The organism is uncultured Thiohalocapsa sp. (assembly GCF_913063425.1).
Taxonomy (GTDB): Bacteria; Pseudomonadota; Gammaproteobacteria; order Chromatiales; family Chromatiaceae; genus Thiohalocapsa.
Genome location: NZ_CAJXYK010000030.1, coordinates 43,858 through 59,069, shown reverse-complemented (window position 1 = coordinate 59,069; position 15,212 = coordinate 43,858). Strand labels below are relative to the sequence as shown.

Here is a 15,212-nt window from a genome sequence, read left to right as displayed (position 1 = left end):
AGGCTCTGTTTCGTCAACGCTGAGTGGCTCGCCTTCGCAGAGGAGAACGGCTGGCACATCAGCGCAGACAAGGTGCTGGGCACGTCCATCATGGCGCATATGGCGGACGTCGAGACGCGACACCTCTACCGCTTACTCATGAGCCGCGCGCGGGCGGGGGTGCATCCGGTGCGGTTCGAGTACCGCTGCGACTCGCCCGCGTTGCGGCGCCTCATGGAGATGCGCATAGTCGGGCAGGAGCTGGGTCAGGTGGAGTTTCGCAGCCGCGTGCTGCGCGTGGAGCCGCACGACGCGATCCGCATGCTCGACGTGTCGCTGCCACACAGCCGCGATCACTGCTTGCAGATCTGCGGCTGGTGCAAGGCCGTGCAGGTGCAATCGGCCTGGCTCGCGTTGGAAGAGGCCGTGCAGCGGCTGGCGCTGCTTGCAGACGCCGCACTGCCCCAGCTGAGCCACGGCATTTGTCCTGACTGCAGTGATCGCATGACGCAGGTCGGAGGTGGCCCGTGAGAATTCTCGTCGTCGAGGATAACCATATCCTCGCCAAGATCCTCGCCGATCACCTGGCAGCGCAGGGGCACGATGTCGTGCCGGCGTTCGAGGGCCGACTCGCGTCGATCTTCTGCCGGCAGCGCGATTTCGATGCCATCGTGATCGACTTGGTGATGCCGGATGTCTACGGCGTCGATGTGCTGGAGGCGCTGCATGCGGAGCATCGCATGCCCCAGGCCATCGTCATCACCGGCTTCCCGGAGCTGCTGGAGGAAGTCTCGCCGCGGCTCGAGGCCATCGGCGTTCAGGCAGTCATTGCAAAGCCGTTCTCGTTCTCCGAAGTCGATGATGCCCTCGCGCGGCTGCACTGACGCGTGCGGGTCCATTGGTCAATGGATAGACTGCGCACATGGGATAAGCTGGCGCCGCGGGTGTGCCCGCGCCGAGGCGCAGCCGCCCATCCGATCCACCGCAGGGAGCCCTCTCATGAGCAACACCGCCACGATCCTCGATCCGCGCCACTACGTCAACGTCGGCCCCAACGGCAGCTTTCGCGCCAGCGGCAGCCTGCACACGTCCCCTGAAGACATTCGCGCCCTGTTCGCTGAGCTGCGCACCACGGACACCGATCGCATGGTGGTGCACTTCCACGGCGGTCTCGTGGGGGAGGATCAGGGCCTCGCCGGTGCAGTGCAACTGCTGCAGGACTACTACGCCGCCAGTCGCGCCCATCCGGTGTTCTTCCTCTGGGAGACGGGCGCGATCGAGACCCTGTTGCGCAACCTGCGCGATATTCACGACACCGAGCTGTTCCGGCGTCTGATCGCCTTGCTGGCCAAGAAGCTGGCCAAGTACGTAGGGGTGTCGGTGGGCGCCAAAGGGGTCGGGCAGGAGCCGGACGACGCGGACATTGCGAGCGAGCTTGCGAAGGAGCGCCCCTTCGAGGACCTGGACACGGCCGCAGCCACCGGCGCGCGGGGCGGGGCGGCGCTGCCGGAGCGCCAGCTGGCACAGCAGCTCGAGCACGAGATCGACATCGAGCTCAGCGCAGACCCTGAGCTGCGGCGCATGCTGCATGATCGCGATCAGGGCGCAGAGCGACTGCGCGAGGGCCTCGCCGAGCCCGCCGCACCCGGTGCCAAAGGGATCATCAGCACTGCCGCGGCAGCCGCCGCGCTCGCACGCGTGCTGGCCCGCTGCATTGGGCGCTGGATGCAGCGACGCGACCACGGCTTCTATCCGACGCTGATGGAAGAGGCCGTGCGCGAGCTGTATCTGGACGACTTCGGGGCCTGGATGTGGGGCAATATGAAGTCCGTCGCCGAGCAAATGTGGCTGCCGAACGGCCCGGAGCTTGGCCCTGACAGCCATCCGGGCAGGCTCTTCCTCGACGAGCTGGCGGCCCTTCAGCGCGAGCGCCCCGACTTCAAGGTGGACCTGGTGGGCCACAGCGCCGGCTCCATTGCTATCTGCCACCTGCTCGAGGCCAATGCGGCCCGCAACATCGGCGTGCGCATCCGCAATGTGATCTTCCTGGCGCCGGCGGTGCGCAGCGACCTCTTCCACAACGCGGTGGTGCAGGCGCCGGAGCGCTGCAGGCGGCTGCGCATCTTCACCATGCAGGACGCCCGCGAACGCGAAGACAACCTGGTCCCCTTCGTGTACACCCGCTCGCTGCTGTACCTGATCTCCGGCGTGCTGGAGCCGGATCAGGCGGACTGCCCCATACTCGGTATGGAGCGCTTCCTCAGCGGCAAGGCGCCCTACGACGACAAGCTCCTCGTCGCTGTCGCGGACTGCCTCAAGGCTCCCGGCGCGGACCGACTGGTGCTGTCGGACACCGACGACGCGGCCCCGCCAGGACTGCGCTCCGCAGCCATCAAGCATGGCGGCTTCGCCCAGGACCGGGCGACCATGCTGAGCGTCCGCAGCCTCATCGACGCCTGAGGCAGGGCGCCATGGTGGAGCAGTCCAACGACTTCGCGCTGGTGATCGGCGTCAACGACTATCCAGCCTACGGCGTCGGCGGCAACGACCTCGAAGGGGCCATCGACGACGCCCGCGAGTTTGCCGCCTGGCTCACGGATCAGGACACCGGCGGCGGCCTGCCCCAGAGCCACTGCGAGCTGGTCCTGTCCACCCCCTCCCCGCTGCGCCCCGAGCAGGGCCAAGTGGACGACGCGCTGGATCGGCTCTGGCAGGCAGCGGACGACGTGGCGCAGCCACGGCGGTTCTATTTCTATTTCAGCGGCCACGGCCATGCGGAGCAGATCGACGACGTCTCGCTGTGCATGGCCAATTGGTCTTTTCGGCGCCGCCAGGCCGCCCTCAGCAGCAGCGAGTACCGGCGCCTGATCCACCACTGCCTGCGCTTTCAGGAGGTGGTGGTTTTCCTGGACTGCTGCCGGTTGCGGGAATACGCCGCTGCCGGCCGCGGCAGCGAGCTGAACTGCCCGCGTCACGACGCGACCGCCGGCGGCAGCCGCCATTTCATCGCTTACGCCACCGAGTTCCAGCAGGCCGCTTTCGAGGGCAGGACCGGCGAGCGCGTGCGTGGCCATCTCACCGCGGCGCTGCTGGAGGCCGTGCGTGGGGCCGCGCCGCTGCATCCGGACGGCGGCGTCACCGCGGCGGAGCTGAAGGCCTACCTGGAGCGGCGCGTGCCGGAGATGGCCGACCGCAACGGCCAGCGCCAGCAGGTGGAGGTCGTCTCCAGCCTGCCGACCGAGCCCCCGGCCCGCTTCGGCGCCCGGCTGCCGGGTGTGCAGCCTGCGGCCACCGCCAATTGCCGCATCCGCTTCTCCGCCCGGCGGCGGGGTCCCATCCGCCTCGAGGCGCCGACGCTTCAGGTCCTGCGGGAGGGCGCGGTCGACACCGCACCCTGGGCATTGCGGCTCGGCATCGGCTACCACCGCCTCGCCGATCTCGCCACCGGCGAGGAGCATTTCTTCGTGCAGCGCGCGCTGGACGGGGTCAACGATGTCCACTTCTGAGCAGCCCGCACGACACCCCTTCCAGGTCCGGGTCGAGCTGGACGGCCAGGTCGATTGGCTGAGCCGCATCCACGTCAGCGACGGCCGCGAGCGGCCATTGGCGCAGCAAGATGGCAGCCTGTGGCTGGAGCTGCCGCCGGGACTGTATCCGGTGCGGGTCGAGCGCGGCGGCCAGATCGTCGACCTGGTCCTGCGCCACAGCGCCGAGGCGCCGGTGGACCGGGTCATCCCAGCGCCGCAGCGCAACACCGCGCTGCCCACCACCGACAGCAGCACCGGGCCGGACTATTACCGCGAGCCCGCCCATGCGCACAGCACCAGCGACACCGGCAGCGGTCCATTACCGGTCACCGCCGGCGACGCTGATCCGCGGCTCTTCATCTTCGTGCGCGCCGCATCCCGCGAGGCCGCCGCCGGTGCCTGGGTCGGCAACGGATTGGAGCTCTGCGACCGCGACGGCGCCATCCTGTCCCTGTTCGGCGAGGAGCACACCGAGGCCGATGCCGTCGACGGCTGGCTCGCCTTCTCGCGCCGGCTGCCGCCGGGCTTCTACCGGCTGCGCTGGGTGGACCCATCCGGCAGCCGCGCCATTGCGCTCACCCTGTTCGGCGACTGGGATACCCAGGTGTTCGTGCCCTTCGACGGGCGCCCGCGGGTGGAGCGCGCCAGCATCCTGCTGCCGCACCACGGCGAGCCCTTCGACCCCGACAGCTCCGACACGCAGAGCACCGACATGGGTCTGCTCGGCCTGCGTCTGGGCCGCGACCTGGTACCGGGGCAGGTCCGCAGCGAGCTGCTCTATGGCAAGTTTCACAACCCGATGCTCGGGCTCATCGGTGCCCACCTGCTGCTGATGGCCGCCGAGCCGAAGCGCGACTACGTGGACATGGTCCTCGGCAACCTGCGCTGGAACCTGCTCGGCGATGTGCCGGACGTGCGCGCGCTGGAATGGCGCGCCTGGCAGCGTCTGGGTGGCGATCGGCCGCCGCAGGAGCCCTTCATCGAGCCACCGATGCTCCGTGCCGGCCTGCGCGCCGTTATCGACGCCGATGCAGAGGTGGGCGGTCTGGTGCCGGCGGACGGCATTCTGAGCTGGATCAGCCTGTATCAGCGCGCCGACAGTGCCTGGACCACCTGGAGCCCGCCGGTGCAGGTGCATGCCGAGCCCCGGCCGGAGCGCACCGCCCGGCCCTACCTGCTCCCCGGCAAGCGCGACCTGGTCTTCCTCGAAACCGCCGAAGACCCGGACCTGTCCAGGGCGCCGCAACGCCCGTGGCAGGAGGCGAAGACCCGCACGGCCCGGATATCGCGTGTGGTGGACGCCCTGCGCGGCAGCGGTTCCTGGGCGAGCGCGGACATGCTGGGCGCCATCGTCGGCCGACCGGTGGAAGGGCTGCGCCGGCAGCTGGACCAGCTCCAGCTCGACAGCCTGGTCACCAAGTCTCTGGCATCCCCCGCAGACGCCGAGCCCGCCTCCCTCGGACCCAGCCTGTCCGTGGCCCTGCCGGAGGATCAGGCAGCCCCAGCCGACGACAGCGGACCGGACTGGATCGACAGCCTGGTCCAAGAGGCCCTGGACACCGCCCGCCGAACCAAGCGCGATCTGGATGTGGCGGGCCTCGCCCGCGCCGCCAACCTGCCGCGGGCAGTGATCGAGGCGCGGATCAGCGCCATCCGCGACTAGCCGGAGCCGGCGCGCCGAACCGACTCCGCGCGATCGGCGTCACTGCCCTCCTGCGCCGCCGCCCTCTGCGGCGCAGAAGTCCACGAAGCGCAGACACTCCTCCGCGTCGATGCCGACGGCTTGCAACAGCGCCAGCGACTCGCGGAAGTCGGCAGGCGACTTGTTGCGCTCGACACAGCAGCTTGCGAGCCACCAGGGGTCGAGCCTGGCGCGTTCCCAATCGATGTAGCGCCCCAGCGTTTCTGCGGCGAGCACGAGGGCCTCATTCCGCGCCATCGACGGGTCCAGGTTATCGATCTTCGCGACCTCGACGCCGAGGACACGCAGTGGTTCCGCAATTTCGCTGACGCGCTCGATGGAGATGGACCACTCCAGGGCCGCTTGCAGCAGTTGAACCCTACTAACGCTGTCGCGGTTTAGATAGCGGGTGTCTAGGTTCCCCGACAGCAGTTTCAGGCAACGTTCATCCAGCGATTCCACCGCGCCGGCGGGATTCAGTCGGGGAATCTTGATGCCCAGAGCCGACAACGGCTCCGCCTGCTCGATTGCCTCAGCGAGCGGTATCGACCAGTCCCGTGCCTTGCCGATCAAACGGCCTGCTGGAAGACGACCGGTCCAGCGGTCAGGGTTGAGATTCACCTCGTTCAACAGCTCGACCGCCGCGTCCGGGAGGGCAGCCAATCGCTCCAGGCGCTCGGCCTGTTCAGCCTGAACAACATCGCCGAGCAACGGGCGCGCCTCTGCAACGACCTCTTTGATCGGTATCTTCCCCTCCTTGGCGATGCTGGCGATGCATTTGATCGATAAATCGCCAGAAAGCGGGGCAAATTGACTGTTTCGAAGCAAGAACACCTGCACTTGAGTCAGACGATCCCTGAGGGCCGACGTGGCAGCCAGGTCCGGCAGCTCACCGATGAGCTCCTTTAGCAACCCGGCCTGCTCATGTATTTCTGCAACCGTTGAGTTGGCCCCCACTGCTTTGATGATGATTCGAGCGGGCGTGATGACCTCGTCCCAAGGCGCTTCACCATCGCCGCGCAGTGACAACAACCGAAGCTGGTTCGCGGTAAGCGGCGGAAGGGCGGCTACCTCATCGAGGTGATGAAGTTGCAGTCCGCACGCCGCTAGGGATTCTGCAATTGCCGCCGCTTCCGAGCAGCTGATATCGAGGTGCGTCGCGATCGCGTTCACGGCGCAGTAGACATCGCTGCGGGTTGCAATCGTCGCCGCGCCCCCGTCGGTTTCGGAAACACGGGGCAGGTATCTCGTCAGCAGTGTCCATGCGCCGATAGCCGGGTTGCCGAGCTCATTGTCGAATTTCGCCAAAGACTCGAACGGGCGCGGCATTGCGAACCCGCCCCTACGCAATTGACTGGAGCGCCCCCGCAGCAGTCTCGCAGCAACCGGACCCAGATATGTCGCTGGGCTGAGGAAGCGCTCCCCTGGCTCATAGATCGACCGAATCAGAGGGTCTGCCTCGAAAAGCCCGACCGTGTCCGATACTTTGTCACGGTTCTCGCTCCACGGGCGCCCGTCTTCGACGCCGCGACCGCCACGCAGGTCCCGATCCAGTCTGTAGACGAGGCTCGGATGCTTCTCCGAGAGGCCGCCGAGAGCGGCTAGTGGGCATTCCGGGCGGTCCCGCAGGGCCAGCTAGCCGTGGCTTCGCAGGAGGTCGCGCACCCAATTGGCCGCCTCGGTCCAGCAGATGATTTTGTTGCGCTCGACCGACAGGCCCGCCTGCCACTGCTCGCAGAGGTTGATGACCAATCCGGCGGCGTTGTCATGCTCCTGATGCTCGGTTGCGATGCCGTCACTCATGAGCTGAGCTGTCGCCTCGATCCTCCCATGAAAATGCTGTTTCCAGGAAAGGAGTCCCGCTCCCCACCAAACGCGCACTTGGCCAGCTTCGCCGGCACTTTCCGGGATCGGGACCAGCGGCCCGCATTTGCGCACCATCGCGGGTCCAGGCTCTCCAGCAGACATCTTGACCAGCCTGCGACCTTGGATCTCGACATCGAACTCCGGCAACCACAGCCATTTGGTGATGCCGTCGAGCAGCTCTGCGGGGTCTTGGTCCTCACGGTTGAGGTACAGCCGGATACGGGTCCCGCGGGGCTCACCGTTGAAGGGCTGCAGCCGAAACAGGCTGCCGCTGCCCACCACCCGGGCACGGATACCGGTCTCGCGATCCTGGCCATCCGCCGCCAGCCGCCGGCTCTCCACCAGCACCTCGTCGGCGAGCATGAAGTAGCTGAACACGCCGATGCCGAACCGACTGTTCGGGAAGAACGGGATGCCGGCGGCGTCCCAGTCCGCCTGCTCCAGGTGGAACTCGTGGCTGTCCGCAAAGCGCCGGCCGGCTTTGGCGAACAGGCCCCGGAGATGGCGCTCGGCCATGCCGATGCCGTTGTCCTCGCATTCGATATAGGCGCGTCCGCTGGCGGAGCCGGCGCGGAAGATGATGCGGCCCTTGAAGTGGGGCTCCCGGTTGTCGAACTGGCCCTCGTGGCGCAGCCAGCGCTCGCGGGTGCGGCGGTAGCGGCAGGCGTCCAGCGCGTTCTGGTAGAGCTCGCGCAGGGCCAGCGCCGGGTCGCCATAGAGGTTCTCGCCCATCAGCAGCTCCCGCACCCGCGCCTGGTCCAGCGTGAAGGTCAGGTGCGGTCGGGCGAAACGGGGCAGGTCGTCGTCGCGCTGGGGCGAGACCTTGTCCGTCAGCCGCCTCGGCAGTTGACCCAGCAGATCCTGCGCCAGCACCTGCTCCCGGCTGAGCCGGCTTAGCTGCTCGTCCAGGTCGCGCACATGGGTCTCCAGCGCCGCGTCGAGGGCTTCATGCGGGCAGTCCAGGTGCAGCGACAGGCCGTCGTCACCGCGATGCCATTCGGCGGTGCGCAGCGTGCCGTGCAGAGACTCGGCGGAGACCTGCGGGTCCACGCCCAGATGCTCGGCCAGCAGCGACGGCAGCCGGCGGGCGTCCAGCGCCAAGCCGAAGGCGAGGTTCATCAGGTGGGCGAGCTTCACCTCGTCCACGCAGAGCTGTGTCGGCCCTTCACCGAAGCAGCGGTCCCGGCGCAATTGCCGGCCGCGCTCGCGGCCGGCCTCCAGCTGGATGTCGTCGAAGCCGGCGAAGGCGAGCCGCGCCAGGGCCACCAGCCGGCCGCCGTCCAGCACCCGCGGCACGCGATGGTCGGCTGCGACCTCGGCCATGGGGGCCGGCGCGAACAGTGGGTCCAGCGCCCGACCGATCCAGCCGGGTCGCTCACGGCGGGCCGGCTCGGTGTAGTCCCAGACCTCCCCGCTCTCGTGCAGGAAGTGCAGCAACTGCCAGGCGGCCAGGTCGTTCGCGGCGGCGTCGAGCCCGCGGCGGCGCAGCAGCTCGCGGCGACGCTGGTGGGCGGCCTCGGACGCAAAGCGGTTGCGCAGCGCGAGCGCCATACGGCTTGCCTCCGGCGGATAGCCGTCGGGCGCCAGCGGGTTACCGTCTAGTTGCAGGCGCTGCTCGGCGGCGGCGAGGATGGCCTCGTAGACGTGGGGGATGGCCAGGGCGCAGGCCGCCTCCGCCGGCGTCAGCCAGGGCTCGGGCTCGCCCCCGAGCAACAGCTCCAGGCGCTGCACCGCCCGCGCCGGCATGGACGCGTCGCGCCAGCGTTGCTCGGGCAGGGCCTCGCGCTGGGTGCGCCAGAGGTCCTCTGCTTCGGTTATCAGGGTCTTGAGCTGAATGCTGAGGCCGGCTCCGGCGGTGGCGACCAGATGCATCAGCGGCCCCTGTTCGATGCCACGCACCCAGGCGCTGCGCTCCATGCGCTGGCGCAGCCGCGTTGCGGGGTTGTCCTTCAGCATCAGCGCCAGCGGCTCGCCGCCGCGGCCGGCACATTGAAGCTCGCCCAAGGTCGCGGTCTGCTGCTTCGCCAGGGCATGCAAGGCCATATCCAGGCGCGTCTGGAGTGCAGCTTTCAGCTGGCCCAGGGTGCTGACCTCGTCGTCGGCGGTCAGCGCCTCGCATAGCGCGCGGGTGAAGCAGCTCATGGCGTTGTCGCCTTCCAGGGCGTGGCTGACCTCCCCGGCGGCGCAGCTGAACAGGAAGGCGATGCTGGGCGTCTCGGCGCCCAAATCAGCCACCGAAGCAGCCGCCGGGGATGCTGCCGCGGCGGGTGACTTGGTAAGCAGCGTCGGAAGTGGCGAGTCGTTGCGGCAGGCGTCAATGACGAAGACCGCCGCGTCGGCCCGGCACTCCGCCGCGCGCGCGAGCTGGTACAGCTCCGTGTCGCTGATCAGTTGCGAAGGGTCCGCGGACTCGCTTGAGTCGACGTCCTGAGGCAGCAGCAAGCGGCGACCGGCCCGCTCGATGCCGTGCCCGGAAAAGTACACCAGCAGCTCGTCGCCAGCCCGGGCATCCTCCAGGAAGCGCTTGATGCGCTTGCGCAGATTGGCGGTGCTGAGATACAGGCCGTGGCTGCCGACAATGGCCTGGACCTGCTCCCCGCGGAATCCGGCGAGCTCCAGGGCCTTCGCCAGCTCCCGCACATCCCGTGCGACGGCGTCCAGTCGCAGCGTTTCCTCCTCGTAGGCGTCGATCCCGAGCAGCAGGGCCTTGCGTGTCATGATGTCTGCGTCCTCGCACTGTTCGGTGTTTCACCGATGCTTATCGCCGAGCAAAGGGTAGTGCAACCTTTTCGGTGCAGCGATGGATGTAGACCTCACCGAGGTCGAAGCCGCCGTGAGACGCTTACCAGAGGCTGCGCCTGATCGAGGTCATCGGGAGATCACTGCGCGAGCCGGAAAGGGAGCCAGCTGAACCAGTCGCGTCGTGATGCAACGCCGCGGCATCACGAGCGCCTTTGCGTTTGACGAGCGTGGCGTCAGCCGCAGGCGCCGGTGCAGCGCACCATGACCCGCGCGCAGCTTAAGGCGGCGATGGCTTCGGGCGGGAGATCGAGCCTGCCCTGGCCGCTGTGGATGGCGCTGGCGTTGTTGCACTGGCGGCGTGCCGGCAAGAATTCGGCGTCCGTCTGCCATTGAACCTCGTCACAGGCTGCATCGCCGCTGCCGAATCGCACCCCCACCGAATAGGTCGCGCAGCGCAGGCGCGGATGCATGATGTCCGCCCGGACTTGCCATGTGCCGTCGGCGTCCAGGCTGCCGCGGGCGAAGCCACCCAGGAATGCACGGTCGGCGTCGCCGCCGGTGGCCGGCAGCAAAGGCCGCTCGATCTGCCGGACGATGCGCGGCTCGCCTGACTGATCCCCACCGCCCGCCGTCTCTTGCTGTGCGCAGCCTGTAAGGCAGAGCACCATGGCGGCGAGGACAACCGAAGCCGCGCGCCGGCCCGCGGAGCTGTCCGGATGGAATGACGTTCTCATGCTGGCTCCTCTCAAAGTCACACGTCGCCCTCCGCACGATGCTTGGCCGCAATGAAGCGGTGCTCGGCTTCGACCGCCGTGCCCGCGCTGCTGGGGGCGAGGTTGTCCCGGAAGAATCGCTTGATCTGGCTCAGCATGGCTCGCTGCTCTTGTCGGAAGATTTGGGTCGGCTGCGGTGTCAGTTGCCGCCCGGGCCGGCGTCCGCCGCGTTGGCCTGCCCGATCCAGTCCAGCACCCGCCGCTCCTGGTAGTCGTAGAACGGATTGTGCCGCAGACGGAGCAGCCACTGGGCCGGGACTTTCAAGACGCCGCGCTCGCCGCGGATGGCGAGCTGGCCCAGGAACACCTGCCCCGGTGCCTTTGGCGGGTAGCGTCCGTAGAGCGGATCATCGGGCGGAAAGGGCAGATCCACATGGGACAGCGCGATGGTGTCGTCGGGCCAGGTGCCGGAGAGGCTGTCTCCCCGGACCGCTTCCGCTGAATGCGGCGCCTTGTAGCGGGCAATGACCCGGCGATTCGACGCGGACTCGTTGCCGATGAGCGTGATGGCGAAGGGCAGCGTGGCGTCGGTCATCAGCTGCTCGGTGAGGGCGGCCGTGTCGGTGACGATCAGCGGCGAGATCACCGCCTGGCGGTTGATGTCGTAGAGCAGCAGCTCATGCGGGCCCGGCGCCAGATGGCGCAGCAGATTGTCCACCGCGGCCCGCGGCGACACGGTGGCGTCCACGACGCTCAGCAGCACCAGGGTCGACGGAAAACCTGCAATGGGCGCCTCTGCGGCCCGGCGGCGGATGCGACGCGTGGTGGAGCGCGTCATGCGGTGCACCTGGAGGCTCGCATTGGCACTGAAGGCGTTGTAATTGAAGGGGTCGAACTCCGGCACCAGGTTGGTCCAGGCGAGCCGATCCAGCCCCGGCAGGTGGGCGAGCAGCGCAAACCAACGGGTGAGCTCGGCGAGCGGCGTGATGCCGATGGCGGGCGACACCAGCACCAGGCTCGCCGGCACGGCAAGATCTGCGGCGTCCGGCGCCCCCGCCGCGTCCAGCGCCACCAGCGTGTAGTCCAGCGCCAGCGCCGCACCGGTGGAATAGCCGATCATGTGAAGGGGCTTGCCGTCCAGGCTGCGGGCGAGGTGGCGGGCGCCCAGGCGGGTCGCCGCGGCCATGGCCTCCCAGGTCACGTCCAGGAGCCCAGCCGGCACGGTGCCGTGGCCGGGCATGCGCAGCCCGAGCACCCGGTAGCCGCGCCCGTACAGGGCCAGGCCCAGGGCGCGCAGGCTGTAGGGCCCGTCGGACATGCCGTGCAGCAGCAGCACGCCGCCGACGGGGTCGTCCGGAATCAGCTCGAAGGTGCGGTTCCAGTTGGGCTCCCGTTGCCGCGGGTCCGAGGCGCTGCCCGGGCTGAAGCGGTTCAGGCGCTGCGCCGGGCCGGTGGGCGTCTTGGCATAGACCTCGACGTCCATCTCGTCGAACACCCGTGCCTCCAGCGCGAGATAGTCGTCCAGGGTGACGATCGCGTCCGCCTGCGCGGCCGTGAATTCGGTGTCCAGATCCACCTCGTGCCAGCGCTGGAGCGGCGGCTGCGAGCGCGCCCAGAGCACATAGGCCAGCACGGCGGCGACGACGGCGCCGAGCAGCGCGATGCCGAGGTTGCTGAGAATGCGCTGGGCGAGCCTGAGCATTGGCATGGTGTTGAGCCTGGCGGGTTGAGGTGTGCGGCCGGGACGAGGGTCGAGTGGTTGCCGGCCTGCCTTGGTATTTGGAGACGTGGGCTGTCGGGCTGACTTTTCCGCGCTTGGGTTCAGCGCTTGGGCGCAGCCCTTGGTTTTTTGCCATTGGTGGCTGCGCTTCGCTTCATCCACCCTACGTGTGCCGAGCCGGGTCGCGATAGGCTTGCGTCAGTCCAGCCACCCCAGCAAGTCCCGGGCAATGGACCAGCGCGGCGGGCGGGTGGAGCTCGTCTCACCCAGCATCCAGTAGCGATAAAGCCCATCGACGATGCCGCCGCTGCGGGCGTTGTCGAGCCAGGCGTCGACGAAGGCCAGCAGCTGCGCATCGCCGGGTGCGACGGCATAGCCGAAGGGCGCCAACAGCACGGGCGCTGGCGTGACCAGGGTATAGCGCGGGAAGCGGATGCTCCAGGCGGCGCCCTCCTCTGCTGACATCATCAGCGCGTCGAAGCCCGGGGGCGCTGCCGCCAACAGCGCGTTCAGCTCCGCAGTATCCTCGAACACCACCGGCCGCGCCTGCGGCAGCACCTGCGACAAAAAGCGCAGTTGCGCGCGCTCGCCGGCCACCGCGACACGCAGCGCGCCCTGCTCGCGGATGCCGGCCCAGGTGCGGAAGGCCCGCCGGCGCCAGTCCTCCACCACCAGGCCGACGGCGCCGCTCAGCACCGGCTGCGTCAGGGTGAAGCCGAGCCTCGTCTCCGGCGCGATGGGCAGCAGCGACATGAAGATGTCGCAATTGGCGTCGTCCAGGTGCCGGCCGGCGTCGGCCACCGAGCCTACGCCGCAAGCGGACCCTCGGGCTGCTCGCTGATGGCGACGGCGAGGTCGGTGCCCTGCCCGTCCGCCGACAGCCTGAGCCGATAACGATGCCCCTGCCCGGGCACCGGCAGCAGCAGGTCGGCCTCGGCAGCGCCGCCCGCCGCCGCCGCGGCCGCGCCGGTGGCGGCCAGAGGTGGCACAGACTGGCGCACGGACTGGGGCACGGACTGGGGCAATACCGGCGGAGCTGCGCGACCACCAGCCGCCGCAGCCGAACCGGCAACGGCAGCCGCCCGCGTCCGCCATCCCCTGCCCCGCGCACCGGCAGGCGGATGACCTCCGGATCATCCACCCGACCCGGCGGAGCGGTCAACGCGCTCGGCACCTTGCGATACCGCGTGTCGTCCAAGCCAAGTTTTTCATCGTCATGGCTTAGTGAAACGGGCGCTGGCGCAGGCATTCTGGCGGGCTGACGATCGGCAAACAGGTGCGGTCCGCTCGAGGCGCCGACTCACAATGACCCAAACCCGATACAGCCATCATGCGTAGGCAGGACCACTTGCCCGCAGAAGCCCCCACTGATCCCGCGGCGGCCCCTTCAGCGCACATCGTTCCAGGTCAGACGCGCCAACGGGCTCGGTGGTCCATCGCCGGGCACAGGGCGCGACCTCGCGCCGGTGCGCTACCAGAGCCGCACCAACAATGCGCCCTTCGAACCGCTGTTCACGGCGCTGAACGACGACGAAGACGGCGAGGTGGACAAGCTGGAAGCGGCCTTTCAAATCGATCTGCTGGATCGGTGACATGCGCCTTGGGCGACGAAAGTCGATGACAATGAAGCGAAGCGGAAATCGCGTTTTCGCTGCGCGTGCTGACAATGGGCAGGAAGCCCATTTTTCAGCGGCTCCCTTTGAAGTCCCGCTTGAGGTCCGCGGCATCCGCACGCTGTCCTGCCAGGGTCGCCGGGGTTACCATCGGCGCCGCAGCCTTGACGCAGACGCGTTGCGGCCTCGGCGCAGCGGCGGCTTCTGTAACACCTCTTTCCCTTTTTTTCATGGAGCTGTCATGCGCCGATCCCTCGGTCTCCTCGTCTTGTCCAGCATGATCGGTCTTGGCGGCTGCGAGCCCGGTGCGCAGACGGCCGGCACCGCTGCGGCACCACCACCGCCGCCGGCCGTCGGTGTGGCCACGGTGCGCGAGCGCGAGATCACACCGAGCATGGAATTCGTCGGCCGCGTCGAGGCCATCGACGCCGTGGACCTGGTGGCGCGGGTCCAGGGCTTCCTTGAAGAGCGCGCCTTCGAGGAGGGCGCCATGGTCAACGCCGGCGACCTGCTGTTCCGCATCGAGCGCGAGCCCTACGAGGCCAGTGTCACCGCGCGCCGGGCCGATGTGGAGCGCACCACGGCGACCCTGACCAACGCCCGTCTTCAGCGCCAGCGCCTGGAGCCGCTCATCGAGCGCGGTGGCGCCACCCAGGCGCAGCTCGACGCCGCCATCGCCGCTGAGCAGGAAGCCCAGGCCGCGCGGGATGCCGCCGAGGCGGCGCTCCAGCGCGCGCAGATCGAGCTTGGCTACACCGAGATCCGCGCGCCCTTCACCGGGCGCATCGGCCGCGTGGCCTTCGCCGAGGGCGCAGTGGTCGGCCCGGGGTCGGGTCCGCTCGCACGGCTGGTGCGCATCGATCCCATTTACGTCAACGTCCCGGTGAATGACCGCACCATGCTCGCGGTGCGGCGCATGCAGGACAGCAGCGACCAATTCCGGCCCTATGTCCGCCTGGCGGACAACTCCATGCTGGACGAGCCCGGCCGCTTCGAGTTCTTCGATCCCGAAGTCGATCCGACCACCGACACGGTGCGTGTCCGCGCCAGCTTCGACAACAAGCAGGAGCTGCTGCTGCCGGGCCAGTTCGTCACCGTCATCTCCCGCGCCACCCAGCCCGAGATGGCCATGGTGGTGCCGCAGATCGCCGTGCAGCAGGACCAGGCGGGCCGCTTCGTGCTGGTGGTCTCGCCGGAGAACGACGTCCAGCTCGCCCGAGTGGAGCTGGGTGCACGCGTGGATACGGACTGGATCGTCCAGTCCGGGCTTCAGCTGGGGCAGGACGTCATCGTGGAGGGGGTGCAGAAGGCGCGTCCCGGCCTTGTGGTGCAGCCGACGCCGGCGGCCGTGGACGCGGAGGACTGAGCCGC

General features: G+C 68.7%; 13 protein-coding genes. 7 read left to right on the top strand and 6 right to left on the bottom strand.

What is annotated here, in order from left to right:
• Positions 1-72 precede the first annotated feature (72 nt).
• The 5 genes from QZ607_RS16130 to QZ607_RS16110 all read left to right on the top strand — a co-directional run bounded on the left by QZ607_RS16130 (position 73) and on the right by QZ607_RS16110 (position 5,169).
• Positions 73-510 carry a hypothetical protein gene (locus QZ607_RS16130; protein WP_295884632.1) on the top strand — a complete coding sequence of 146 codons (438 nt, stop codon included), beginning with the start codon at positions 73-75 and terminating at the stop codon, positions 508-510.
• Entirely contained in the window at positions 507-863 is a 357-nt protein-coding gene (locus tag QZ607_RS16125; RefSeq protein WP_295884631.1) for a response regulator, read from the top strand. Before QZ607_RS16130 ends, QZ607_RS16125 begins: the two co-directional genes overlap by 4 nt.
• A gap of 115 nt (positions 864-978) precedes the next feature.
• Complete coding sequence (locus tag QZ607_RS16120) at positions 979-2,439, top strand: alpha/beta hydrolase (RefSeq protein WP_295884629.1); 1,461 nt, start codon at positions 979-981, stop codon at positions 2,437-2,439.
• 11 nt (positions 2,440-2,450) lie between these two features.
• Entirely contained in the window at positions 2,451-3,485 is a 1,035-nt protein-coding gene (locus QZ607_RS16115; protein WP_295884625.1) for a caspase family protein, read from the top strand.
• Positions 3,472-5,169, top strand: coding sequence for a hypothetical protein (locus QZ607_RS16110; protein ID WP_295884623.1), 1,698 nt, complete (start codon positions 3,472-3,474; stop codon positions 5,167-5,169). Before QZ607_RS16115 ends, QZ607_RS16110 begins: the two co-directional genes overlap by 14 nt.
• 39 nt (positions 5,170-5,208) lie before the next feature.
• Here QZ607_RS16110 and QZ607_RS16105 read toward each other — a convergent pair whose 3' ends face one another.
• From QZ607_RS16105 to QZ607_RS16080, 6 genes are all read right to left on the bottom strand, one after another.
• Positions 5,209-6,516: a hypothetical protein gene (locus QZ607_RS16105; protein ID WP_295884620.1), complete on the bottom strand. Its 1,308-nt coding sequence runs from the start codon at positions 6,514-6,516 to the stop codon at positions 5,209-5,211.
• A gap of 306 nt (positions 6,517-6,822) precedes the next feature.
• On the bottom strand, positions 6,823-9,771 hold the full coding sequence (locus tag QZ607_RS16100; RefSeq protein ID WP_295884617.1) for a caspase family protein: 2,949 nt from the start codon (positions 9,769-9,771) through the stop codon (positions 6,823-6,825).
• Between the two features lie 257 nt (positions 9,772-10,028).
• Positions 10,029-10,529 (bottom strand): hypothetical protein, encoded by a 501-nt coding sequence (locus QZ607_RS16095; protein WP_295884614.1) that lies wholly within the window; start codon positions 10,527-10,529, stop codon positions 10,029-10,031.
• 178 nt (positions 10,530-10,707) lie between these two features.
• Positions 10,708-12,216 (bottom strand): alpha/beta fold hydrolase, encoded by a 1,509-nt coding sequence (locus tag QZ607_RS16090; RefSeq protein WP_295884612.1) that lies wholly within the window; start codon positions 12,214-12,216, stop codon positions 10,708-10,710.
• A 210-nt stretch (positions 12,217-12,426) separates the two neighbouring features.
• Positions 12,427-13,029 carry a transporter substrate-binding domain-containing protein gene (locus tag QZ607_RS16085; protein ID WP_295884610.1) on the bottom strand — a complete coding sequence of 201 codons (603 nt, stop codon included), beginning with the start codon at positions 13,027-13,029 and terminating at the stop codon, positions 12,427-12,429.
• 5 nt (positions 13,030-13,034) lie between these two features.
• On the bottom strand, positions 13,035-13,217 hold the full coding sequence (locus QZ607_RS16080) for a hypothetical protein (protein ID WP_295884607.1): 183 nt from the start codon (positions 13,215-13,217) through the stop codon (positions 13,035-13,037).
• A gap of 477 nt (positions 13,218-13,694) precedes the next feature.
• Here QZ607_RS16080 and QZ607_RS16075 point away from each other — a divergent pair, with 477 nt between their 5' ends.
• On the top strand, positions 13,695-13,820 hold the full coding sequence (locus QZ607_RS16075) for a hypothetical protein (protein ID WP_295884605.1): 126 nt from the start codon (positions 13,695-13,697) through the stop codon (positions 13,818-13,820).
• 262 nt (positions 13,821-14,082) lie between these two features.
• Positions 14,083-15,207: an efflux RND transporter periplasmic adaptor subunit gene (locus tag QZ607_RS16070; protein WP_295884603.1), complete on the top strand. Its 1,125-nt coding sequence runs from the start codon at positions 14,083-14,085 to the stop codon at positions 15,205-15,207.
• The last annotated feature ends 5 nt before the right edge of the window (positions 15,208-15,212 follow it).

What these genes read in the sequence shown, in the direction of transcription:
- QZ607_RS16120 (WP_295884629.1), top strand. Translation starts at nt 979, where the DNA reads ATGAGCAACACCGCCACGATCCTCGATCCGCGCCACTACGTCAACGTC.
- QZ607_RS16115 (WP_295884625.1), top strand. Translation starts at nt 2,451, where the DNA reads ATGGTGGAGCAGTCCAACGACTTCGCGCTGGTGATCGGCGTCAACGAC.
- QZ607_RS16110 (WP_295884623.1), top strand. Translation starts at nt 3,472, where the DNA reads ATGTCCACTTCTGAGCAGCCCGCACGACACCCCTTCCAGGTCCGGGTC.
- QZ607_RS16105 (WP_295884620.1), bottom strand. Translation starts at nt 6,516, where the DNA reads ATGCCGCGCCCGTTCGAGTCTTTGGCGAAATTCGACAATGAGCTCGGC.
- QZ607_RS16100 (WP_295884617.1), bottom strand. Translation starts at nt 9,771, where the DNA reads ATGACACGCAAGGCCCTGCTGCTCGGGATCGACGCCTACGAGGAGGAA.
- QZ607_RS16095 (WP_295884614.1), bottom strand. Translation starts at nt 10,529, where the DNA reads ATGAGAACGTCATTCCATCCGGACAGCTCCGCGGGCCGGCGCGCGGCT.
- QZ607_RS16090 (WP_295884612.1), bottom strand. Translation starts at nt 12,216, where the DNA reads ATGCCAATGCTCAGGCTCGCCCAGCGCATTCTCAGCAACCTCGGCATC.
- QZ607_RS16070 (WP_295884603.1), top strand. Translation starts at nt 14,083, where the DNA reads ATGCGCCGATCCCTCGGTCTCCTCGTCTTGTCCAGCATGATCGGTCTT.